This window comes from Vibrio sp. L5-1 (assembly GCF_021728315.1).
Lineage (GTDB): Bacteria > Pseudomonadota > Gammaproteobacteria > Enterobacterales > Vibrionaceae > Vibrio > Vibrio splendidus_K.
In genome coordinates this window covers 468007-494194 of record NZ_JAKKCQ010000001.1, presented here as the reverse complement: position 1 = coordinate 494194, position 26188 = coordinate 468007, and the positions used below count along the sequence as shown (strand labels likewise).

The window sequence follows — 26188 nt, the reverse complement described above, 5'->3', positions numbered from 1 at the left end:
AACAAACTGAGCAAACTTTGAAATTACTTCCTCTCTTAAAGCAACCTCGAATCCACTGACGCCTTTTTAGTTTCAGCGGCATTACGATCATTTCAACTGTGACTACACTATTGATGTATCAGGGCACCCATTGCTACTACGTCAGCGAAACTGTGCACGTTGAATCTGTATTGTCGAATATATTGATATTTAACTAATAAAGATTAATCAGAGGTAAAAATGCAAAACAAGCATTGGTCTAAATTCGAATTGCTGCATGAAGTAGTCAGCAACCCCAACATTCACATCAAAGGTCAACACAGTTACTACAGCGATTGCTGGGACAATGGGTTTGAAGGTTCAGTTGTCCGTTATCTTCATGGTGACGAAGTCAGTCGTCAGTGGGAGCCTCGTTGGGACATCGACGAACTCTATATTGGTGACTATGTTTGTATCGGGGCAGAAGTGGTCATTCTCATGGGCGGTAACCATACCCACAGAGTCGACTGGTTTTCACTGTATCCATTTATGGATGTGATTGAAGACGCCTATATCGGCAAAGGCGATACCCATATTGAAGATGGGGTGTGGTTAGGCATGCGAGCGATGGTGATGCCCGGAGTTACGATTGGCGAAGGCGCTGTAGTTGCAGCGAATAGCGTTGTGACAAAAGACGTCGCACCCTACAGTATTGTTGGTGGTTCTCCTGCGAAAGTCGTTAAGTACCGTTTTGACAAGTCCGTTATCGAAGAACTGATTTCGATGAAAATATACGACTGGCCTGAAGAGAAGTTTGAGTCATTAAGAAAGCACTTGTGTGATTCGGATTTTACAAAGTTAAAGCAGGCGATTGAGGATTATGACAACAGATTGTAGAGCACGAATAGAACGGAAGATTTGTGTAGGAAGATCTGCGTCATAGTTATATTGAAAAACACGTTAAATCAGTCCGTTACCTTGCAATACTCAACATGGTGTACCAATCTTATTTCATAAGCATGGATAAGGATTGTGTATGCCCGCAAGTTCAATGAAAAACAAAGGGGTGGTAGGAAAAGTCCTACTGCCTTCTTTACTCATAAATCTTCTCTCTCTCGCCGTTCCGTTAACGGTTTTACAAATTTATGATCGTATTTTACCTAACCAAAGTTACGGTACTGCCACTTTGTTGTTGGCGGGTGCAGCGTTGGCTGTTGCCATGGAAGCATTGATCAGGTTTGTGCGTACTTGGCTTTTGTCAGCCGCGGCCAGCAATACCGAGAAAGCGACCTATCAAACCTTGGTTGAAAGAGTAACAACGGCTTCATCAGGCCATCTTCGCCACATTGGTGTTGGCGGTGTGGAAGAGGGGCTGGGCTCAGTATCAAAAGTCAAAGATTGGTATTCCGGTGGTGTGATTGCAGGCTTTATTGATTTACCTTTTGCATTGATCTTCTTGGGCTTAGTGGCTTACATCGGCGGTGAGCTGGTGGCGATACCTTTGGCAGTTTGGCTTATTACGCTCGGAATCGTTTGGTTATCTTCTATTCGCGTTAAAAGCTTAAGTGAAGAAGCCTCTCAAGATGAGCAGGAGCGAAAAGCGTTCTTGATTTTGCTGAGCCAAACCATTCAGGGAATCAAACGTCAGGCCGTTGAGTCTCGAATCTTCAATCAGTTTAAATCCCTCAATAATGTTCGCTCTCAGTCTAAAGCGAGAGAAGAAGAACAGAACGCCTTCGCCCAAGAGTGTATTCAACTTGCCGCATTAGCGACGTCAGTTTTACTGGTGATTACGGGGAGCTTGTGGGTGTTGGATGGGCAGTTAACTACTGGTGGATTAGCGGCATGTTCTATCTTATCTGGCAGAGCGGTTGCGCCTTTGAGTGCTCTGGTTGGGGTTAGAATCAAGCTTAATTCAATACACAGTGCCAATCAGGCAATAGAAAAATTGAGTGACTTATCATTATCGGAATCTTCAGATTCTGAGCAAGCTGAGAACCACTTATCTGACTTTGAGACGTTGGAAATTAAGCAAGCGACCGTTGAAAGATACGGTGAATTCTCTCATGCAGATGTCACCCTGAATAAAGGTGAGTTGGTATTGTTAGAGAGTGAGGATCGCCACACCAACAGTCATTTATTGTCGTCGATTGCAGGTATTGATGATCTGAAAGCGGGTGAGTGCTTCATTAACGGATCTGCCGTTTCAATCGCATCCGTAACCAATATTGCTGCCTACTGTGGCGTTAAAGGGCAGTTGGTGTCGGGGACCATTCTTGATAACTTGTGTGGCTTTGACCCTGAGAAAACGCAAAGCGCCAGTGACTATGCAAAGCGTTTGGGTTTAACCAAGGAAATTACTCGATTACCTGATGGACTAGAGACACAAATCGGCCACACGAGTGCTTCTTTGTTGAGTATGGGTAACGTGAAAATGCTCAATATCGCGGCTCAATTGGCAAGCGATAAACCCATAATCATGTTGGAAAGGCCGGATTCTTCACTTGATTTAGATGCCCTTGGAAACCTAGCTAAGGTGTTGGAAGAAGAAGTGACGGCAGGACGCACGATACTGATGGTCAGCTACCATTCGAAGCTTCGCGAATTGGCTAATCGAATCATTACAGTGGAAAGTCGAGCTCTTACGGTCGACAGCGAGAGCAATCAGGAGGCTATCGTATGAATCGTTTAGATATTGGTAACCCTTCAGGTACGAACAACCGTGCAGATACCAACGGTCGACAAGAGGTGATGAATCATTTAGAAACCGAGAGCCTTTCCGTTCTTAAGCAGTTGGAAGTGAATGCGAATATCCAGTTGTTCGCCCATCAATGGGTCGATGAAAATGGGATTGAATCAATAGATGATATGTTTGCCCTGTTCGACAGGCTTGCATTGCCTTATCGCTTGGTTGCCAACCTAGATGAAGTTGGCGAACACAAATTAGTATTACTGGTGCTTGGTGAACATGAGTTGGTCTGTGGTCATATAGAATCGAAACAGTTTATTGCTTTTGATACCAATGAAGACATTACCCAGATCCCACAGTTTTGTATTGTTATCGAAGGTCCACCACTAGAGAAGGCTTCTCCTGATTGGGTTGGCGAACGGCTACATGCGTTTCGCCCCATTATTCCTAAATTGCTGCTAGTCAGTTTTATCACTAACTTATTTGCGCTTGCCGTTCCTTTCATCACGATGTCAATTTATGACCATGTGATTGGCGGTGATGCAGGGCATGAGCTGCAAGGTATCGCCATTGGCGCGGCGTTGTTGTTTATGATGATGGGTTGGTTGAGAACATTGCGTAGCCGAGTGTTTGCTTCAGTTTCCAACCGAGTAAGTCGTGAGATCTCTCAATCCCTCGTGCAGCGTCTGCTTCGAAATAGCTATGCGCAAAATCAGCAAACAGCTTCTTCTAGTCAACAAAACCAAGTGATGTTGTCGGAGCGTATTTCAGGTGTGCTTTCAGGGCCATTAGGAAATGCGCTGTTTGATCTGCCATTCATTCTAATTTTTGTCCTTGCGATAGGTGTGTTAGGTGGGTGGTTAGTACTGGTTCCTATCGTTTCTTTGGTTCTTTATTACCTATTAGCTAAGCGTTCGATACGCTCAAGTAGCAAGCGCTCAATGCAATCGACGGTAGCAGGTACAAATCGTCAAAATATGACCAATGAATTGTCATCCAAGCTTGCCTTTATTCGCAGTGCCGGATTCTCAGAGCACTGGATTCAACGCTTCAAAAAGGCCAATCTTCTTGCTTCAACAGTGACCTTTAATCAATCGGTTCTCCAGAGCCGGTACACCTCGATTTACTATTTCATTGGGGTTGGTTCGACATTAGCCGTGATGGGGTTAGGTATAGGACTTATTTTTGAACAAGTGATGACCCCTGGTGGTTTGATTGCTTCAATGATGTTGATATCTAAAGTGACGGGTCCTGCTCAGGTGTTGGCAAACAGTGCGATGCGTTTTAATAGCTTTAATCAATCCAAGCTGCAAGTGAACCGTATTTTGTCTCAGCCGTCTGAGCGTGAATTCAGTTACCAGCATCACCCGTTACCTGTGGTAGCGCCTAATTTGAAATTAGACCAAGTGACACTGCGCTATCCCAAACAGAGTCGCCCTGCCTTGAATGGTGTCAGCTTTGATATTGAAGCCGGTGAAATTGTCGCGATTACCGGCCCTTCTGGGAGCGGTAAATCAACATTAATTGAAGTGCTGTCTGGCTTGCAGCCTATCCAAAACGGCATGGTCGAGCTTGAAGGCGTTAACCTCGTCCAATACGACCCGCAGCTCTATCGTCACTGGTGTTTCATTCGAGCCGCTTATCCTGATTTGCTTACGCTGAGTATTCGAGAGTGGCTAAACGACGGCCATAAAGTCGAAGATCAGAAAATGATCTCTGCAATTGAAATGGTGGGCGGAAAGCGTTGGTTCGAGACATTATCAGGTGGGCTCGATACTTCCATCAGCAGTATTCAGCCGGACAGCCTTTTTGACATGTTGTCTGGCAGCGTCGCGCAGATCCTCATTGACGCGAAAGCGCTGGTTTATGACTACCCTATGTTCTTAATGGATAATCCTGTGCCGGATGCTCACCCAAATGCTAAACGTATATTTGGTGAGTTTGTGCAGTCTAAAAAAGGAAAAGCAACCGTGATCTACACGTCCCACGATCCGGATTTAATCAAGCTTGCCGATAAAGTTGTGGTATTAAATGAAGGTGCAGTGGTTTATGCCGGTCCATTAGAGCCGGAGCAGTCTTCGAATCAGGAACAGCCTTCAGAACTTCAAGCTTCTCAAGAACCGCAGTTATCTGAGCAACCGTTATCTCAAGAGCTACAGCCGTCAACTCAAGATTCGTCTGCTCAACAAAATGCAGCCCAACAAGAACAATCAGAGTCTAAGCAAGGAGTCGCTAATGACTAAACAATCTATCGAGAAGGGCAAGCGCTACGGTGAACTTGTAGAATCACAAAATACGGCTCGTACATTAGCGCTGGCCACATGGTCGGTTGCCTTATGTGTTATTGCTTTTGCCACTTGGTCTGTCGTCACTCAAGTTGATGAAATTGCCAAAGCCAAAGGCGCTGTGATTCCGGAAGGCGAGAAGCAAGTATTACAAAGTGCGATTGGCGGTAAGTTAAAGCAAATTCTCGTAAAAGAAGGCCAGTTGGTTGAGAAAGGCCAGCCGCTTGTTGAGTTTGATGCCACTTTCCAGCGTACCGCCCTCGAGGAACTAAAGTCTCAACAAGTGACGCTTCTAGCCAGTGTGGAGCGTATGAATGCGCTGCTTGAACAACGCGAGCCTAACCTTGCTGAGTTCGAGGTCGATTACCCAGAGATCGTCAGCCAACAAAAAGCGCAGCTGAACGCGCAAAAAGCCCTGTACTTCCAAAAGCGAGTGGTGCTTGAGAAAGAGAGTGAGCAAATTGCAGAGCAGCTTCGTAGTGTAGAAAAGGCCTTGCCGAGTTATGAGAAAGAGTTGAATGCGACCAAGCAAGAGTTGAACATACTAGAAAAGGGTTATAAATCGGGCAACATTTCACGCTTACGTGTGCTTGAAATGCGTCAAAAACTGGCCAGCATTGAGCAGAAAATTGAAGAAGCTCGTGGCAAGAAGTCTGTATTGATTAGACAAGCTGACAGTAATGATCAAAAAATCATACAGCTTCTGGCGGAGGCGAAAGCTAAAGTGAGCGATGATCGTTCTAAAGCTGTCTCTGACTTGTCAGCCCTGAACGCCAGAGTACGTTCAAGCCAAGCGAAATTGACGAACACCATGTTAGTGTCGCCGCTACAAGGTTTGGTGCAAAGCCTGCCAAGTACACAGAACGGAGGTGTTATTCAGCCGGGTGGCACTGTGGTTGAAATTGTTCCTGTTGGTGGGAAAGCCGATTTTAAAGCCCGTTTGTCGCCAAGAGATATTGGTTTTGTGAGTGTAGGGCAGCCGACTCGTATCAAGATTGATGCGTTTGATTACAGCCGCTTTGGGGCGCTAAAAGGGGCGGTTGAGAGTATTTCACCGACCACAAGTCAAAGCGAACGTGGCGAGATCTATTATGAAGTAGTCGTCTCGGTGGATGTTCCTTATTTCCGTGATAATCCTGAGAGCTTTTCTATCTTGCCAGGTATGACGGGCGAGGTAGATATTACCACTGGTGAGAAATCAGTATTCCAGTATTTATGGAAACCGATCTACACCAATGTGAGTGTCGCATTTGGTGAAAGGTAATCGTTATAAAGAGTAGCTGGATAGTCAACGAATAAGAAAGTAGAAAAGTATAAAAGGGAGCACATCATGTGCTCCCTTTTTGGTTTTCATATTCTCTGTTTTGTATGTTGTTTAGAGAGAAACAACGGGGAGCAAGTAATGCTCCCTGTTGTGTTGGCTTTGAGTTTAAGCGGTAAGTTGCAAGCACTAAGCACTAAGCGTTAGGCAATAAGCACTTGATATGTGGAGTTATGAGTTAGGATCTATGTCCGGTAATCCATCGATATCGTGGTGGTGATGCTCATCATCCTGGTTATGGTTGATGTTTGCATCATGGTGTTCCAGCGCGTCTGACATATCCAAGTGCGCTTGGTCATGTGTCGTTGCATCTTGATGGTCAACTTGCGCTAGTACGATGTCCATGTCCGCAGGTTGATCGTGGACAGTTGTTGATGTCGCATCGGGTTTAATCCCCAATGCATCCAGATAAGCAGCTGCACCGTGGTGGCTGGTTTTCTGATCGGGTTCTTGGTGAGTGTGCTGAGTCAAATCTAGATAACTGTCATCGCTTTGCGTAACGGTAAAGTCCGCTTGTGAAGCCATGTCTGGCTCATCATGTAGTACCGGAGGTGGAGGTGGTGGAGCAGGGTGTGAAGCATGTGCGATAGGAGTGATTGTCATATCAACCACTTCGGTACCAATATTTAGTTTGCCACTATTCCCTGGCCCATGGCTTAGTATTTGAATGTTGACATGTGCGACCACTTCATCTTGATTCGTACCTTGTAAGGCAACTTCGAACTTGTCTTCATGTTGACCGATGCCAGAAGCACTACCATGTGGCCCTGTGTGAACATTTGCTTGTTCTTGATAATGTAAATCACCGGTTTGAGGATCAATGGTTAGTGTTCCATATTGCCCATGATGACTGGTCACATATTGTCCATTTGGTAGATGGATTCTCCAACCGTGTTGTGTGGTGGGTACTGGTGTTAAAGATGGCAATTGTGGTGGTATGCCAAGCGTGCCAGACACTTGATGGCTTCCCGATGGTGGTCTGACAACGATCGGTTCAGGTATAGCACTTGCAGCAAAACCTTGGCTACCTGCGGTATTACCGTGTTCGTCAGTCATTGTTGCTTGCACATTAGAACCTGGATGAACTTCAATTTGTATTCCATGTTGAAGAGTGTGAGCATCTAATACATGATCCTGACCGTTAACAACAAGATGCTCACCGATTTTAGCATCACCAGGAGGCGTAACGGTTGCTGTAATCGTATTTGCATGGCCTCGGGCGATTTCAGCTTTGCTGTACAAGTTGTCTGCCCCTGTGTTTTCAAAAGTGATAGTAGGAACGCTAACCTGAGTGTCGACTTGATAAACAACATCAGTGGTGGTGTGAGCGCTGTTACCTGCGCTATCTGTTACCGCGATTGACGCTTCAATTTTTTGGTCAGCATCTGCAGTTAACTCGCTACCAGGAACGGCAATGGAATAGTGTCCTTGTGAGTCTACAGCGCCAGTATGTTGTGCCCCATTGACGTTCAAAGTAACAATGTCGCCGACATTGAAATCACCAGAAACGGATCCAGTGACATCAACGGATGAATTGGATTCTTGAGAGTTAATCACATTATCAGCGGTTATAGGATCGGTCTGAATACCGATGTGTATTTGTGTATCAACGGTGAATACTTGCGATCCTGTGGTTGCACTGCCCACATTTCCGACAACATCTGTTGTTTGTATTGTTGCTTCAATAGAGTGTATCGGTGCTGCCTGGCCACTTGCATAGCTAGTGTGAATGTTAGCATGCTCCAACACTCTGCCATCAACTGGAATTGAGAAGTGTCCGCTAGCGTTAATAGTGCCCGTGAGAGACAGAATATGCGTCCCGTTTATTTTTAAGCTTACCGTGTCACCTGCGTGATAATCGCCAGTAACCGTACCTGTTATCGGAATGCTTTGACCCGATTCAAGGGCATTAAGCACGTTATCTTGTGTAACTGAATCGACGGTTATATGTGGAATAGGGTTCTGTGTATCGACTAATAAATGAGTTGAAATACGAGGCGTTGAATTTCCAGCAGTATCTACGGTACCCACTTGTATTGGGTAGTCGTGATCGGACGCCAGAATGTTTTGGTGAACAGATGCACTAAGGGTCAATGACCATGAACCATCCGATTTTACGGTCGCGTCATAAAAATGATTATTACCAACGACAACATACACGACATCACCAGGGTCGATATTAGAGGTGGTTCCTGTTATTACCAACGGCTGATTATTCTCAGCAGCATTTAGTGCATTATCTTGCGATATCGGATTCACAGTCACCGTGCCGGGGGTTGTATCTAAGGTGAAGCTAAAGTTAGTCACTGGAGATAAGTTGCCTGCGATATCAGTTTGTCTTACCTGCAGGTTGTTTACACCTTCTACTGGGTTAAATACAGCAGTCCAAGTGTGTCCGCCATCATTTGAATATTCTACTTTTGCGCCCGCTTCCGTTTGAATTGAAAGCTGAGAGTCTTTAGTGATTAAGTCTGGGGTGTTGACGGAGTGTGGCCCAGTATCGTTGCGCAATGAGACAGTCGGTGCGGTAATTGTATTGTCGAGGGTGAAAGTCAGTGAAGTATTGGTCGACACATTTCCTGCGGTGTCAGTTTGTCTCATACTAACGGTATTTGAACCTTGTTGTGGCGTAAAGCTCGATGTCCATGTATGCCCGTTGTCAATGGAATACTCAACAGTTGAGCCTGCTTCTTGTCCGCCAATAGTTAGTGCACCATCACTGGTGATTAAATCGGAGTTATTACTTCCCGTATCATGAGTTAATCCAATGGTAAGTGGCGCAACCACAGTATCAACATGTACAGAAAGTAGTGACGATGTTGCAGGTTGCACTGATGAAGGAGCCAATGCTTTGGCGGATAGATTATGATCGCCGTCCGATAAGCTGCTTACCGCAACACTATATTGTCCAGATGCATCAGACACCGCGTGTCCAACGAGTGTTGAACCATCATAGACCGTGACTTGTGAATAAGGGATATCCGTATGTCCCGTGATGGTTGGTGTGGTTTCTTTGGTGACGTTATCGGTATCTGATATACCAGTATCACTAGATGCGGCTAGATCTAGGGTTACTGCATTACTTGGTGGTGTGTTTGTTCCAGTAGGTAAGCTCGGTTGAGTTGTAGTAATCAGCGGATTAACAGGCACCGTTGTTGAAATCGTTGGTTGTTGTCCGGGGACAACGGAAACATGACCATTGGTATCAAAAGTAATGAACTTCGATGATTCACCACCATGATTGTCAGCCACTTTCACTTCAAACACATCGGTTCCGTGATACGTGTGTGTAGCTGAGTTATAAGTCATCCCTGCAACCGAAGAGTTTGCCGTGTACACATAGGCACCGGTATCCGGATCGACGGAGAGCGAACCAAATTGGCCTGTTGAACTGACGACAGAGAAAGTATGCATATCTTTAACGTCAACATCGGTTTCAGTGAGGGTTCCCGTTGTTGGGGTGGTTTGGGTAACGGATAGTATAGGCTCATCATTGGTACCAACGACGGTGATGACTATTTGGTGTTTATCTCCTCCGCGAGAAACCACTTCATATGTAACTTGATGTTTTTCGCCTTCAGCAAGCCTATTTAAATTGTTGTTCGGAACCGAGTAAGTCCAGTCGCCGGCTCGGCCAATACTTAAATCACCGCCAAATTGGTCACTCACAGCATGTACATTTCGGTTGGCGACGAACTCACTTTCTCCTGCGTCAGGGTCGGAAACAATTAGTACTCCCGATACTGCTACAGTATGTTGTGAGTCTCCTTGAACGTGGACATCTTCTTTTACCGATCCGGTATCGTCTACTGAAAATACAGCGGCATCATTGACGGCGGCTAGTGTGGTACTTGCACCCGTGTGTGTCACTCCACCATGCCCATCGATGACATCGTAAGAGAAATGGACTTGTCCGTTATAGTTGGGTTCGGGATGGAAGTTAAATGTCCCATCTTTGTTATCAACAATGACGCCGTGATCAGCGACTAAGTTGGTTATGTTTAAGTGCCCTATGTCGTTGTGATCGATGTCTGTAGCATTTGAAAGAAGATCAGACTTGTTTAGCTGAATATCGGTATCTTCTATTCCTGGTGCTAATTTAACTTGCGCTGAAACTAGGGGTGCATCGTTGGTTCCCTGAACTGTCACTGTAAGTAATTGACTGGCGGTGCCATCTAGGGAATGGACTGTGTGGGTCTCGGTAAATGATTCACCAGCGCCGAGTTTTTGTACTTCATCGATGGAGTTATCAATGGTGTAGTTCCATCCTCCATCAGCGCTGATCTTGAACTGGCCATGATGTGCGGTATTGATTGTTTCAGCTTGCAGATAAGATTGATCATGGTCAGGGTCAACCACATGCAAACGCCCGCCAGCATAGAGATTTGTTGTACTCGCGGGAACAAAATGTTCTTCAGTAACAGATTGATTAGCAGGCAATGAATTTGGCATCGAAACATGGATTTGTGCGTTACTATCTTCACCGGTTACCCTGACCATAATGGTCAGTGTTTGTCCGTCACTGGTTTTTATCTCATAAGGAAAATCAGTGGACTCACCGGCATGTAAGCTTTGGATATCATCATTGGCGTGTCGGTTAAGCGCTCCTTGGAGCCTGAATTGATAGGAACCATCAGGAAAAATATTAAGTGAACCTGGTGAGTAATGTTGGCCGATATATCGCCCGCCAAATAGAAATTGTGTATTATCTCCCGTATCAGGATCGACTAGTTGTAATGAACCTTTATAGGTATGTTGCGCACTATCAACGGCTTCTGTTTCACTCATTTGAATGATGTTTGAGGTTAATCCTGCTTTATCATCTGTACCAACAATAGTAATAGTTGCTATGGCAGGTGTTTGCCCTCCATGATTATCGTCAATCATGTAATGGACAACGACATCTGATTTTTCACCAACTCTTAGGTGCTGAAATACTTGAGCATGGCTATCAATGATCAACGAATGACCATCGCTCGCTACTGTGACACCTTGAGGTAACTTGCCAGTACTGCCTTCAAATGAAGCCTGTATCTGACTAATAGATAAGGCATCACCATCAACATCAGTGGCACCTGCAAGTAAATTTATAATATGGTGCGTATCTGTGTCTTCTGTTACAGAATCAACAACAGGAATATTATCAGGGTTATCGTTGATCGCGCCTAGTGAGGTGATTGCTCCTGTATGGGTCACTCCACCATGTGCATCCCTAACATCATATGAAAAGTGGACATTACCGTTGTAATTTTTCTCTGGTGTAAATGAAAAGCTACCATCTGAATTAATTGCAATTGAACCATGATCAGCATGCAAATTTTCTACAGTAAGTAGCCCAGCATCGTTGTTATCGACGTCGACAGTATTTTGCAGCAATTGTGCGATGGTAATGGTCTGGCGGGTATCTTCTGTGCCCGCGTTAAGTTGCACTTCTGATGAGCAATACGGGCGGTCATTACTGCCATGAATAGTGATAACAATGTTATGAGCTGTACCGTCCGCTGACTTGATTGTGATTGTATCGGTTAGGTTTTGCCCCTGACCGAGTTTATCTATTGCTCTACCCGTTGAATCTTGGCCAATTGAAGCGTAATAGTTCCAATCACCGTTTTCTTGCAATATGATCTGACCATAATGTCCGTGGTAAACACCATTTTGGGCGTGCGCTTCGCCACTATCGGCATCGTGGATATTAAGGTGGCCCTTGGTATGGATCTGATCGTTCCATAATTTGCCAGTATTGTGATGCTGATGATCGGGCGATCGATCGTTCACCCTAGAACCCGACATACTGCCGTCTGGCGCGGTAAAAGTGTGTCCTTCATGCACATCACCAGTATCTGTTCCTGTAATTTTTGCGGTGTCGCTAACGGCATCTATGTGAAGGGTATTCGTCGCTTTCTGCGAGTTTACATGACCATCATTGACAGTGTACTTAAATTGAACATCACCATTGAAATCTTGCGCGGGGACGAATTGAAGTTTACTGATGTCTGCGGTGGCAATGCTCTGACCTGAAGAGATGTCATGCCCGTCAAGAACAAACTTACCTTGTGTCGCTGGTGGTAGGTCTGTAATCGAAATCGAGTGCAACGTGTCTTTGGTGTCTATATCGGTGAAACCAAACTGACTTGCTTGCATTTGGTAATGTGTGTCTTCTGTGCCGTTGCTGAGAACAACTTTATTCACCGTAGGAGCGTCGTTGGTTCCTGTTACATCAATATGCAGATCGTAAGCAGTCCCATCATAACTATGAACACGATACACCACCGTTTCAGTCTGTCCTTGACCAAGGTGTTGTAGAGCCGCGTTGTCAACGCTATAACCCCAATTTCCGGCGCTGTCGATTCGCAACATGCCACCAAATGGATCGTGAATAGAGGTTTCACCAAACTGGCTGTATTGGAATTTATTTTCACCGCTGTCGGGGTCAATGACTTGAAGTTGCCCATATGCCAGCTCTGTAGTGATGCCGTTATTGTGAGTAGCATGCGTGCCATCTTCAGTCACGCTTCCTGTTGTCACTTCAGTAATAACGGCTTGATCTGGAGTACCAGTAATCGTTGTATTTGCACCAGTATGAGTGGCGCCACTATGTGCATCGACGACATCATAGGTAAAATGGATGTTACCGTTGTAATTATGGTTGGGAGTAAAGGTGAAAGTACCGTCGTGATTATCCCGAATTGAACCATGATCGGCATGAAGGTTAGCGACAGACAGCTTACCTGCATCGTTTGCATCAACATCTACGCTATTCGAAAGCAGTTCACTGGTTGTTATGGTTTGAACTGCATCTTCTTTGCCTGAATTTAGTTGTACTTCGGATGAACAATACGGGCGATCATTGCTACCGTTTATGGTAATTACAATATCGTGCGTAGTGCCATCTATAGAATGGACAGTGATGGTGTCAGTTAACGTATCACCTTTACCAAGTTGGTCGATGGCGGTCCCTCTGGTGGTTGGTCGCCCACCAATATGACTGACACTGCCTGCATCGGCAACGTAATGCCAACTACCATCAGGGTTTAAAATTAAATCACCATAAGTACCATGGTAGTTATAGGCATTGGTGTGGGAAGCAAAACCTTGTTCGCCTTTATCTGAGTCAACAATGGTCAATTGTCCATCGGCGGATAAAACACTGTTTCCCAGTGTTGCCATTCCGGAATGAGCAAAATCGGGTGACATATTATCACCCGCTGTTTTTTCAATGACAGAACCCGTATCCACACCTCCTATAATGGCGGAATCACCAGTACCAGTAATAATAATCGTCAGGTTTTCTGTTGAGCTGCTGTTGTGCTCATCTGTGACGGTAACGGGGATTGTGATCGTTTGAGTCTGTTTGTCGGCTAGCTGTTGATAGGTATTATTTGCAGGGTCAAAGATGTAGCTACCGTCTTTATTTAATGTCAATCCATCTACAGGATTTGCTACTGAATAAGTTAACTGGGCACCATTATCGATATCTGTGCCGACCATCTGACCTTGGAGTAATTGCCCATCTTCGGTAACCGAGTGCGATTGCGCAGCAATAATTGGTTTATCGTTGGTACCATTTATCGTGACTTTTATGGTCGAGGGTGTGCCATCAACGGACGACACAGTAAAGGTTTCTTCAACCTTATCGCCGACGTTCAGTTGATTAAACGCGCTGTTGGCAGTGAACGTCCATTGACCATGGGTGTCGATGTTTAGGTTACCGTTAGTGCCTGAAATGGAATCCGGTGTGAACGTATTGTCTGGGTTGTCGACGTCGGTGCTGGTTAGCGTGCCTGAGGTAGTCACCGCAGTATCGGTTTCATCCACAGCAACAGTGGCAGTGCTAACCGTGGCAGCATCATTGGTGCCATTGATCGTAACTTTGATGGTTGAGAGGGTGCCATCAACAGAATTTACGGTAAAGGTTTCTTCGACTTTATCGCCCACATTTAACTGATTAAATGCGCTGTTGGCAGTGAACGTCCAATGACCATTAGCATCAATGTTTAGGTTACCGTTAGTGCCTGAAATGGAATCCGGTGTGAATGTGTTATCTGGATTGTCGATATCGGTGCTGGTTAGCGTGCCTGACGTGGTTACCGCTTTGTCGGTTTCATCAACTACGACTGTTGCACTGCTAACAGTCGCTTTATCGTTGGTACCATTGATGGTGACTTTGATCGTTGATGGTGTGCCATCGATAGAATTTACGGTGAACGTTTCGTCGACTTTATCGCCGACATTCAATTGGTTAAACGCGCTGTTGGCGGTGAACGTCCAATGACCATTAGAATCAATGTTTAGGTTGCCGTTGGCACCAATAATTGAATCCGGTGTGAACGCATTATCTGGATTATCCACGTCAGTACTGGTCAATGTTCCTGATGTCGTTACTGCTTTGTCGGTTTCATCGATGGCAACGGCCGCACTGCTGACAGTAGCGGCGTCGTTAGTGCCGTTAATCGTCACCTTGATGGTGGACGCTGTGCCATCAACAGACGACACCGTGAAGGTTTCTTCGACTTTATCGCCGACGTTCAATTGATTAAATGCGCTGTTGGCAGTGAATACCCAGTGGCCTGTGGCATCAATGTTTAGGTTACCGTTAGTGCCTGAAATGGAATCCGGTGTGAACGTATTATCTGGGTTATCGACGTCGGTGCTGGTGAGGGTTCCAGAAGTTGTTATAGCGCTGTCCGTTTCATCCACACTGACCGTTGCTGTACTGACCGTCGCTTTATCGTTGGTGCCATTGATCGTGACTTTGATCGTTGACGGTGTGCCATCAATAGACGACACCGTAAAGGTTTCTTCAACTTTGTCACCGACGTTCAACTGATTAAATGCGCTGTTAGCGGTGAATGTCCAATGGCCATTGGCATCAATGGTTAAGTTGCCATTGGTACCCGTGATGGCACCTGGCGTAAAGGTGTTGTCTGGGTTGTCGACATCGGTGCTGGTTAACGTGCCTGACGTCGAGATAGCCGTATCGGTTTCATCCACACTGACTGTTGCGGTACTGACTGTCGCTGCATCGTTAGTGCCATTAATCGTGACCTTGATCGTCGAAGGGGTGCCATCGATGGACGACACCGTGAAGATCTCTTCGACCTTATCGCCGACGTTCAATTGATTAAACGCGCTGTTGGCAGTGAATGTCCAATGACCATTAGCGTCAATAGTCAGGTTACCGTTAGATCCAGTAATCGAGTCGGGTGTAAACGTATTGTCTGGGTTATCGACGTCGGTGCTGGTTAGCGTGCCTGACGTGGTTACCGCTCTGTCAGTCTCATCGACGGCGACGGTCGCACTGCTGACAGTGGCTTTGTCATTGGTTCCGTTTATCGCAACTTTGATGGTCGACGTTGTGCCATCAACCGAAGTTACCGTGAAGGTTTCTTCGACTTTATCGCCGACATTCAACTGATTAAACGCGCTGTTGGCGGTGAAGACCCAATGACCATTGGCATCAATAGTCAGGTTACCGTTGGTGCCTGAAATAGAATCCGGCGTGAACGTATTATCGGGGTTATCGACATCGGTACTGGTTAGGGTACCTGAGGTGATTACTGCTTTGTCAGTCTCATCCACACTTACCGTTGCGGTACTGACCGTCGCTTTATCATTGGTGCCATTAATTGTCACTTTGATCGTTGACGGTGTGCCATCAATAGACGACACCGTAAAGGTTTCTTCGACTTTGTCACCGACGTTTAATTGATTAAACGCACTGTTGGCGGTGAATGTCCAATGGCCATTGGCATCAATGGTGAGATCACCATTAGATCCAACAATGGAGTATGGTGTAAATGTGTTATCTGGATTATCAACATCGGTACTAGTCAATGTTCCTGAAGTAGTTACCGCTTTGTCGGTTTCTCCCACACTGACTGTTGCTGTACTGACGGTGGCTTTATCATTGGTGCCATTAATCGTCACTTTGATGGTGGACGGTGTGCCATCAACAGAATTTACGGTAAAGGTTTCTTCGACTTTGTCACCCACATTCAAGTGATTAAACGCACTGTTGGCAGTGAATGTCCATTGACCATGGGCGTCGATGTTTAGGTTGCCGTTCGTGCCAATGATAGAATCTGGCGTGAACGTATTGTCTGGGTTATCTACATCGGTACTGGTCAATGTTCCTGATGTTGTCACTGCTTTGTCGGTTTCATCGATGGCGACGGTCGCACTGCTAACCGTGGCTTTGTCATTGGTTCCGTTGATCGTAACTTTGATGGTCGACGGTGTGCCATCAATAGACGAGACAGTGAAGGTTTCTTCAACTTTGTCACCGACGTTCAATTGATTAAACGCACTGTTCGCAGTGAAGGTCCAATGACCATTGGCATCAATAGTTAGGTCTCCGTTAGATCCAACAATGGAGTCTGGCGTAAATGTATTATCTGGGTTATCGACGTCGGTACTGGTCAATGTTCCTGATGTCGTTACCGCTTTGTCAATTTCATCGATGGCAACGGTCGCACTGCTGACAGTTGCGACGTCGTTAGTGCCGTTAATCGTCACCTTGATGGTGGACGGTGTGCCATCTACAGACGACACCGTAAAGGTTTCTTCGACTTTATCTCCGAGATTCAACTGATTAAACGCGCTGTTGGCGGTGAAGACCCAATGACCATTGGCATCAATAGTCATGTTACCGTTGGTGCCTGAAATAGAATCCGGCGTGAACGTATTGTCTGGGTTATCCACGTCGGTACTGGTAAGGGTACCTGAAGCCGTTACTGCTTTGTCGGTTTCATCGATGGCAACGGTCGCACTGCTAACAGTGGCTTTGTCATTGGTGCCATTCACCGTAATCGTAACTTGATTTGGTGTACCGTCAGCAGAATGAATAGTAATGGTGTCGGTAGCGGTTGCTCCTTTACCCAACGCTTGAACGTTAGGATTTGTATTATCAAGATCGTACGTCCAAGAACCAGTATCGGTCAGATGAAGCGTACCAAACGAGCCTACGATATCGGTATTAGAGAAATGCGCTTCGCCAGTATCCACATCCGTTACCGCAAGTGTGCCCGAGGTCTGAAGTTGGGACTCTTCGGTTACCACGCCGGCACTGGTTCCGCTTATCACGGCTTTATCATTGGTGCCGTTAACGGTAATTGCAATTTGATGAGGAGTGCCGTCGGCGGAGTGGATGGTTATGATGTCTGTTGTCGTAGAGCCTTGACCAAGAGCCTGAACTTGTGGATTTTTATTATCTAGATCGTAGGTCCAATCGCCATTGTCTTTAAGGTGTAAAGTACCCAGTGTCCCCTTGAGGTCGGAATTAGAAAAATGCGCCTCTTTTGAGTCGATATCGGTGATGTTGAGTTGGCCCGAAACCGTTAGGTCTTTATCTTCAGTAACTTGGCTTGAGCCATTACTTTTCCCGATAGCGAAAAACGAACTTGGTGAATTTGCTGTACTACTCGTGATTACCGCATTGTCGTTGGTGCCATTTATCGTAACCGTAACTTGATGCGCTGTACCGTCAGCAGAGTGAACCGTGATGGTATCCGTCGCTGTTGAACCTTGGCCAAGCCCTTGAACTACCGGGTTATTGTTATCTAAATTGTATGTCCATGCACCGTCTTTGGTGATGCTTAGCGTACCGAAATTACTAGTCACTTGTGAGGCTTGAAAGTGGTCTTCTCCAAGATCAGAGTCCGTTACTGAAAGCTGCCCTTGAACTTGTGTCGTTAAATCTTCAGTTACCGTGCCAGCATCTACACCTGTGATAACTGCGTTGTCGTCGTTGCCGCCAATTGTCATATCGATTGTTTGAGGCGTGCCATCTTTGGTGTGAATAGTGAAGCTTTCGTGCAATGAAGTGGCTGTGGTTAACGCTTGAACATTCGAAAGAGAGTTGTCAACTTGATACTGCCAGTGTCCATCAGCATCGATAGTTAATGAACCATATTTTCCTGAGATAACTTCCGGCGTAACCGAACTTTCATTTTGGTCAGGGTCTATGACATCGATTTTGCCGTTCGCATGTAACAAGCCTTGTGAATCAATATTGTGATCTTCTGTTACGACACCTGTTAGGTCTCCAGAAATACTTGGCGTGTCTTGCTTACCTGTTACTGGTATCTGAACAATGATGCTCGAGCCATTAGATAGATGTAACGCAAAATGGTCAGTACCTGGTTGGTGCTGATTTAACAGGATGTATTGAGGAGAATTTGTATTCAATATGAATGTGTATTGACCATTTGCATCAACATGAAGCTCTCCGTACGTACCTTTTATGACTTCTGGCATGAAGGTGACGGGTAAAGCGGGCGTCGTAGGCGCATTCGAATGAGTCGGCTGACCGTTACTTCCTGAGGAGATAGTCGGCATCGATACCGAAGGAATGTAATGGACTTGCGGGTGAGAAAGCGTCGACAAATGATGAGAAGGAACCAAGTGAGAGCTCGAACCATGGGGGGCATGACTTGCACTTAAGGTTGAGTTTACATCGCTGTCACTTGTCTGAGCTTCTTGATTAGCAACCGCAGATGAGTCCGCCTTGCTATGGTCATCGGTGACATCTTTTTCGGTCACGTTATTTGCGGTTACTTGATCTGCAGCGTCGCTGGAATTGTCTATACTTTCGGCAGCAGCGTGTTTAGCCAATGATGGCAAAATCATCATGAGTGACTGAAAAAGTGGGATATTCACTTTTAGATGTGAATGCAGTCTGCGCTTCTTTCTTTGTGTTGGTTTCTTTTGTTCTAGCTCGTTACTTTTTTTATTTTTGATTTCTGTATTTTTCTTGTCTGTTTCGACGTTTTTTTTGTTAGCCATTTTTATCATCCGTGAATCGTGGTTGCACTATTTTAAGTAAAATACATAGATAGAGGTTTCGCTAGCTAATTGGATAATTTTTAAAGAAAAAACTGCAAAGTCGAAGAATTATCTCACTTTGATGAAAGAGAGGATGAATACTTTTTCAACGGTCAGATAAATATCGGCACAATGGCATTGACCTTACCCTAAGGGTAACGTTTATAGTTGCGGTGTAAATTCAAAGGTAAACTATGACAAACACATTCCGAAAAACTTGGATTATTGTTTTCAGCATCATTGCGATGTTGATGTCTAGCTATGCCTCAAGCTCCTCAGCCTTGATGACTGAAGTAATGATGATGGAAATGGGGTCGAGCAAATCGGCTTGTTACCACAGCGGTACTTCGGTTAATGATTCAATGGCAGGGGGTCATGTGATGAGTGAAAAAGTACACGCTGAAGACTCTAACATGAGTGCCCATGCTTTGATGGCTCAATGCGATATGTCTTCAATGAGCGAAGACGGCAGTTCGATGATGGGTAACCATTGTTCGAGTGCCGATTGCTGTGCCTCAATGTGTTCTGCAAGTCCCTATCCAATTCAGGCTGTTCAAGCCGTTGATCAACTTTCCTTTTCATTAGCTCGTTTTCAATCGGTCACGATTGGCCAGAAAGTAGCACGCGCTCAATCTTTGTTACGCCCGCCCACTGCATAAATCTATATCTAAAAATACAGTTCTATCAGTTAGATAAATCTGATAAGCCATTCTTTTTTATGCGCTAATTAGCGCTAGATATGGACATTCATTGTGAATATGAAACCAACAACCTATGTGTTTGTTATGAACACGAGCTTAGTGGTTGCTGCTGCCTTGCCTATGGCCTTGTTTTCAAGTGCTACGCTCGCGGCTACCACTGCGTCAGCTTCAAATGCTCAACACATTTCAGCACATGACCAAGCAAGCTCGACGCAGCAACTCAATACACTGATTGAGATTGCTTTAAGCGAAGATGGAAATCGCAAACAGTACTTTGCTCAGTCTCAAGCGATGCGAGAAACCGGTATTGCCAGCGCAACCTTGATGGATCCGAAACTAAAAGTCGGATTTGGCGGTCTGCCAGTCGATAGCTTCCAGTTTGATGAAGACCCGATGACCAATATTTCGGTCGGTCTAATGCAGCAATTTGAACGTGGCGATACGCTGGATCTTCAGCAGAAAAAAGCCGGTCAGCAAGCGGATGGGTTAGCGCTTCAAGTGCAGGCTCGTGAGCTTACCGTTGCTAACAGCATGACGCAGCTTTGGCTTGAATTGGGTTACCAGAAAGTCGCAGAAGGTGTTATGCGTGAAAACCGACGCCTTTTGGTTGAGCTAGAAAACTATGTGCAAACCAACTACTCGATTGGTAAAAGCGAAGCGCAAGATCTGCTTAATGCTCAGCTTCAAGTCAGCAAGCTTGATGAAAAGTTGCAAGCCAATCAGCAAGTTCAACGCCGTCTGATCTCTCAACTGTCTGAGTGGCTCGGTTCTGATTGGTTAGGGAACCAAGCGATTGACTCTCAGGCTCTTGATCCTCAGGGGAGGCTTCATGCGACCAACTACATTGATTGGTCGTTATTGGAGAGCAAGCTGGCGACTAACCGTGATTCAACCAAGCACTATCAACTGTTGACCGATCATCCGCTCGTTAAGATCACAGATGCGACTATCTCATCTAATCAAACTCAAGTAGAGCTAGCTGAGCAAGCGTATACGCCTCAGTTTGGCGTGGAAGTGATGTATGCCCATCGACAAGCGAACAACATGGCTGGCGAACCTGCCTCTGATCTTGTCAGTGCTTATCTTACTGTCGATATCCCTTTGTTTACGGGTAACCGACAGGATAAGAACTTGTCGGCGGCTCAGTACCAAGTTGGTGCAGCTAAATCCCAAAAAGACACCTTACTTTCCCAAATGAACGCGCAAGTGAATGCATTATTGGTGGATAAGGCGAACCTCACCCAGCGTTTAGAACGCTACCAAAGCACTTTGCTTCCTCAAACTGCCGCTCGAATTAGTGCGGTCGAAAGAGGTTACCAAAACAACACCGCACAGTTTAACGATGTTATTGCAGCAACGACGGATGAACTAGCACTCCAGCTTGAACAACAACGCCTAATCACTGATCTCAACATCGTAAATAGTAAATTGGCCTCACTGGTCAGTGGTTTTGACTACCAAGTTAAGCAACCGCAACTCAATCCCACCGTAACTCAAAACAACAGCCAATCAGTAAAGGAATAGACAATGAATACAGTAAAAGTAGCGACTATCGCTTTGTTGGTCGGTGGTGCATTGGGTTTTGGTGTGAATCACTTTGTTGTTGGGTCAGCACATAACATGTCATCGATGGCAGGTACTGAAGGAGCTGAATCTAAAGCTGACGAAAGTAATGAACCTCTGTATTGGGTTGCGCCTATGGACCCAAATTATCAGCGAGACAAACCGGGTCAGTCGCCTATGGGGATGGATTTAATTCCTGTTTATGCGGATGACTCAAGTGCGGGAGCAGACAAGGCGGGAACTGTGTATATCGACCCGTCGGTAGAAAATAATCTTGGTGTCAAAACAGCAAAAGTTAACTTTGAAGCGTTGTCTCCTCGTATTGAAACCGTGGGTTACGTGGCGTTCGATGAAAGTACATTGTGGCAAACCAACGTAAGAGCAGCTGGTTGGGTTGAGAAGCTCTACATCAACGCAGTGGGTGAGAAGGTAAACAAAGGTGATGTGCTTTTCACACTCTATTCTCCAGAGCTTGTTAAAGCACAAGAAGAGTTGATCAGTGCTTATAAAACGGGTCGTAAAGGTTTGATCAAGGGCTCGACTGAACGCTTAATTACCTTGGGTGTTGATAAGACTCAAATCCGCGCTATTACGCGCAAAGGTAAAGCCTCGCAAACCATTGAAGTCAAAGCGCCAGCCGATGGTGTCATCGCAAGCCTGAATATCCGAGAAGGTGGTTACCTTTCACCTGCACAAGCGGTGATCAGTGCAGGCCCATTAGGTGAAGTATGGGTTGATGCTGAGGTGTTTGAGCGTCAAGCGCACTGGATCTCATCAGGCAGCAATGCGGTGATGACGCTAGATGCCATTCCCGGCAAAGAGTGGTTGGGTAATGTCGATTACGTTTACCCAATCCTTGATCCAAAAACTCGAACCTTGCGCGTTCGTTTGAAGTTCTCCAACCCAAATGGCGAGCTTAAGCCAAATATGTTTGCCAATATTGCGCTGAAACCCATCAGTGATGAAGCCGTTCTTACTATCCCAAGATCTTCGGTTATTCACTCCGGTGGTATGACTCGAGTGGTGATGACAGAAGGTTCTGGCAAGTATCGTTCTGCTCGTATTGAAGTTGGTCGTGAAGCTGGCGAAAAAATAGAGGTGCTTCAAGGGCTAGAGCAAGGTGAAAACATTGTCACTTCTGCACACTTCATGTTGGATTCTGAATCGAGCCAATCTGCTGATCTGTCACGCATCAATGGTGTTGAAGAAGAAGCTGAAACCGTGTGGGCAAATGGCGAAATTTCCGACGTTATGCAAGGCAGTCGCATGGTGACGATTAACCATCAGCCTGTTCCTGAATGGGATTGGCCGAGCATGGTGATGAATTTCACCTTTGCGGAAGGCTTGGACATGAGTGACGTGCAACGTGGTAAGGCGATTGATTTTGAGATGAGAAAGACAGAGTCAGGGCAGTACGAGGTTGTGGATTACAAGGTCAACAAACACAAGATCGCCGGCGAAGTTTGGGGAACGGGTGACATTACAATGTTGATGGCAGATTTTGGCATGATCACCGTAAAACATCAGCCTGTCCCTGAGTGGAATTGGAAAGCGGGTGAAATGAATTTCCAAGCCAGTGATGACCTTGATTTATCGGAGTTTACCGAGGGTCAAACCATTCGGTTTCTAGTAGCGAAGCAGGGTTCAGATTATGTGCTCAAATCTCTCGAACCGACGAATAGCAAGGGTGAGGGCACATTATGATCAATGCAATCATTCGCTGGTCTATTAGCAACCGCTTCTTAGTGCTGGTTGCTACTGTAGCCATCGTATTTGGCGGCTTATACAGCGTTAAAAATACACCGGTCGATGCCATTCCAGATTTATCAGATGTTCAGGTAATTATCAAAACCAGTTATCCGGGGCAAGCGCCACAAGTGGTCGAGGATCAGGTGACTTATCCATTGACCACAGCCATGTTAGCTGTACCAGGAGCTGAAACGGTTCGTGGTTACTCGTTCTTTGGTGATTCCTATGTCTATATCATCTTCAATGACGATACTGATATGTACTGGGCACGTTCACGAGTGCTGGAGTACCTAAGCCAAGTTGCACCTAACTTGCCTTCGAGTGCTAAGCCAACACTAGGGCCAGATGCAACCGGTGTGGGCTGGGTTTACAGCTACGTGTTGCAAGATAAAACCGGTCAGCACGACTTAGCGGAACTTCGTAGTTTGCAAGATTGGTTCTTGAAGTATGAATTGCAAACTGTAGAAGGCGTGTCTGAAGTGGCGACCGTTGGCGGCATGGTGAAGCAGTACCAAGTACAGATTGATCCTGCCAAGTTACGTGCTTACGACTTAACGCTTCAGCAAGTCAATAAGGCAATCCAAGATGGTAACCAAGAAACCGGTGCGTCTGTTGTTGAGATTGCCGAAGCCGAGCACATGGTTCGTACGACCGGTTACCTGACAAGCATCGAAGATATTCAATCTCTGCCGCTAAAAGTGACCGACAAAGGTACTCCTTTGTTATTGGGCGACATTGCCAATATTAACCTTGGCCCACAAATGCGTCGTGGTATCTCGGAACTCAATGGTGAGGGCGAGGCGGTTGGCGGCGTTATCGTGATGCGCTTTGGTGAAAATGCCAGTGAAGTGATCGACTCGGTGAAATCCAAGCTCGCTGAACTGCAAGCTGGCTTACCTGATGGTGTCGAGATTGTCGCGACTTATGACCGCTCTACTTTGATAGATTCAGCCGTTGAAAACCTTTGGAAGAAGCTGGCTGAAGAATTCATCGTGGTCGCCGTGGTGTGTGCGCTGTTCTTGTTCCATATCCGCTCATCACTGGTTATCGCACTAAGCCTGCCTGTTGGTATCTTGGGTGCATTCATTGTGATGCATTGGCAGGGTATTAACGCCAATATCATGTCTCTTGGCGGTATAGCGATTGCGATTGGCGCCATGGTGGATGGTGCCATCGTGATGATCGAGAACGTTCATAAACACATTGAACGGACTCCGCTCACTGACAAAAACCGTTGGCAGGTGATTGGTAAGGCAGCAGAAGAAGTTGGCGCACCGCTGTTCTTCTCTCTGATTATCATTACCTTGAGCTTTGTGCCTGTGTTCGCGCTAGAAGGGCAAGAAGGCAAGATGTTCTCGCCACTTGCGTTTACCAAGACGTATGCAATGGCCGCAGCCGCTGGTTTGGCAATCACGCTTGTGCCTGTGCTAATGGGTTACTTCATTCGCGGTAACGTGTTGCCTGAACACAAAAACCCAGTCAACCGCAGCCTAGTGGCGATGTACAAGCCGCTTCTGAACCTCAGCCTAAAGTATCCAAAGGTAATGATTGTTATCGCACTTGGCTTAATGGCGTCTGCTTATTACCCAACCAGTAAACTTGGCAGCGAGTTCATTCCTCCTTTGGATGAAGGTGATTTGATGTACATGCCGACCACGTATCCGGGTATCTCAATAGGTAAGGCTCGTGAGTTGTTGCAACAAACCAACAAGCTCATCAAAACCATTCCAGAAGTCGAAACCACATGGGGCAAAATCGGACGCGCAGAAACGGCAACCGATCCTGCGCCACTGACCATGATTGAAACGGTTATTCAGCTTAAGCCGCGAGATGAGTGGCGTGACGGTGTCACTACAGAGTCGCTGCGTAAAGAGTTTGATGATCTGATTCAGTTCCCCGGTTTAACCAATGCTTGGGTTATGCCAATCAAAACCCGTATCGACATGTTAGCGACCGGCATTAAAACCCCAATCGGTATCAAAATCGCAGGCCCGGATCTGAGCGTAATTGAAGATATTGGTTCTCAGCTGGAACCTATCTTAAATGGTGTTAGCGGTACGGCTTCTGTGTATGCCGAACGTGTTGCTGGTGGTCGTTATGTGACGATAGACATTAAACGCCGCTCGGCTGCGCGATATGGCTTGAGCATTAAAGAAGTGCAACAGGTTATCTCGACTGCAGTTGGCGGGATGAATGTGGGTGAAACCGTTGAAGGGCTAGAACGTTACCCAATCAATGTACGTTACCCACAAAGCTATCGTGACTCTGTCGTTAAGTTGCAGAACCTGCCGTTAGTGACACCAAATGGAGCGCGAATTGCTCTCTCTGATGTTGCGGATATTCGTTATGAAGATGGGCCTCCAATGATAAAGACGGAGAACGCGCGTCCTAATGGTTGGGTGTTCGTTGACATCGAAGGGCGTGACTTAGGTTCTTATGTGGCTGAAGCGCAACAAGTCGTTGCCGAACAAGTTGTATTACCTGCGGGTTACTCGCTCGCTTGGTCTGGTCAATACGAATACATGGAGCGCGCGAAGGAGCGTTTGAGTGTCGTTGTGCCAATCACCATCGCCATCATCATGTTGTTGCTCTACCTAAGCTTCCGCCGCGTCGGTGAAGTGATGATGATCATGGCAACACTTCCTTTGGCTATGGTGGGTGGACTGTGGTTGATGCATTACCTCAATTACAACTTCTCGATAGCCGTGGGTGTTGGCTTTATTGCACTTGCAGGCGTTGCGGTCGAGATAGGTGTGATCATGTTGGTCTACCTAAACCAAGCATGGCACTACAAAAAGCTCGATGCAGAACAGAACCAACAAACGCTTCAACAAGCTGATCTAACCGATGCCATTAGAGAAGGCGCAGGACTGCGTGTGCGCCCTGTGATGATGACGGTTCTTACGGTGATCATTGGTCTCATTCCAATTATGTATGGCGAGGGTACGGGCTCAGAAGTGATGCAACGAATTGCCGCGCCGATGATAGGCGGAATGGCGTCGGCACTGTTGCTTACCCTACTGGTGTTGCCTGCAATCTTTAAGCTCTGGAAACAGCGTGAGATTACGCACAGCCAAAGTGAGACAAACAAATAAATAAC

The 26188-nt window shown here is 46.1% G+C and carries 9 protein-coding genes; 8 read left to right on the top strand and 1 reads right to left on the bottom strand.

Going from position 1 to position 26188, the window contains the following annotated elements:
- Positions 1-219 precede the first annotated feature (219 nt).
- The 4 genes from L3V35_RS02035 to L3V35_RS02020 all read left to right on the top strand — a co-directional run bounded on the left by L3V35_RS02035 (position 220) and on the right by L3V35_RS02020 (position 6196).
- Positions 220-855 carry a CatB-related O-acetyltransferase gene (locus tag L3V35_RS02035; protein WP_237298213.1) on the top strand — a complete coding sequence of 212 codons (636 nt, stop codon included), beginning with the start codon at positions 220-222 and terminating at the stop codon, positions 853-855.
- Positions 856-994: 139 nt separating this feature from the next.
- Entirely contained in the window at positions 995-2641 is a 1647-nt protein-coding gene (locus tag L3V35_RS02030; RefSeq protein WP_237298212.1) for an ABC transporter ATP-binding protein, read from the top strand.
- Positions 2638-4890 carry an ABC transporter transmembrane domain-containing protein gene (locus L3V35_RS02025; protein WP_237298211.1) on the top strand — a complete coding sequence of 751 codons (2253 nt, stop codon included), beginning with the start codon at positions 2638-2640 and terminating at the stop codon, positions 4888-4890. Before L3V35_RS02030 ends, L3V35_RS02025 begins: the two co-directional genes overlap by 4 nt.
- Positions 4883-6196, top strand: a complete 1314-nt coding sequence (locus L3V35_RS02020; protein ID WP_048614198.1) for an HlyD family type I secretion periplasmic adaptor subunit — start codon at positions 4883-4885, stop codon at positions 6194-6196. The genes L3V35_RS02025 and L3V35_RS02020 overlap by 8 nt, the downstream gene beginning before the upstream one ends.
- Positions 6197-6424: 228 nt before the next feature.
- On the opposite strand, the gene L3V35_RS02015 is transcribed toward L3V35_RS02020, so the two are convergent.
- Complete coding sequence (locus tag L3V35_RS02015; protein ID WP_237298210.1) at positions 6425-19036, bottom strand: VCBS domain-containing protein; 12612 nt, start codon at positions 19034-19036, stop codon at positions 6425-6427.
- Between the two features lie 233 nt (positions 19037-19269).
- On the opposite strand from L3V35_RS02015, the gene L3V35_RS02010 reads away from it, so the two are divergent.
- The 4 genes from L3V35_RS02010 to L3V35_RS01995 all read left to right on the top strand — a co-directional run bounded on the left by L3V35_RS02010 (position 19270) and on the right by L3V35_RS01995 (position 26183).
- Positions 19270-19734 (top strand): hypothetical protein, encoded by a 465-nt coding sequence (locus L3V35_RS02010; RefSeq protein ID WP_237298209.1) that lies wholly within the window; start codon positions 19270-19272, stop codon positions 19732-19734.
- 99 nt (positions 19735-19833) lie between these two features.
- On the top strand, positions 19834-21300 hold the full coding sequence (locus tag L3V35_RS02005; RefSeq protein ID WP_237298931.1) for a TolC family protein: 1467 nt from the start codon (positions 19834-19836) through the stop codon (positions 21298-21300).
- A gap of 3 nt (positions 21301-21303) precedes the next feature.
- The gene (locus L3V35_RS02000) at positions 21304-23043 is read left to right on the top strand and encodes an efflux RND transporter periplasmic adaptor subunit (protein WP_237298208.1); all 1740 of its coding nucleotides are present in this window, start codon (positions 21304-21306) and stop codon (positions 23041-23043) included.
- The gene (locus tag L3V35_RS01995; protein ID WP_237298207.1) at positions 23040-26183 is read left to right on the top strand and encodes an efflux RND transporter permease subunit; all 3144 of its coding nucleotides are present in this window, start codon (positions 23040-23042) and stop codon (positions 26181-26183) included. The genes L3V35_RS02000 and L3V35_RS01995 overlap by 4 nt, the downstream gene beginning before the upstream one ends.
- The last annotated feature ends 5 nt before the right edge of the window (positions 26184-26188 follow it).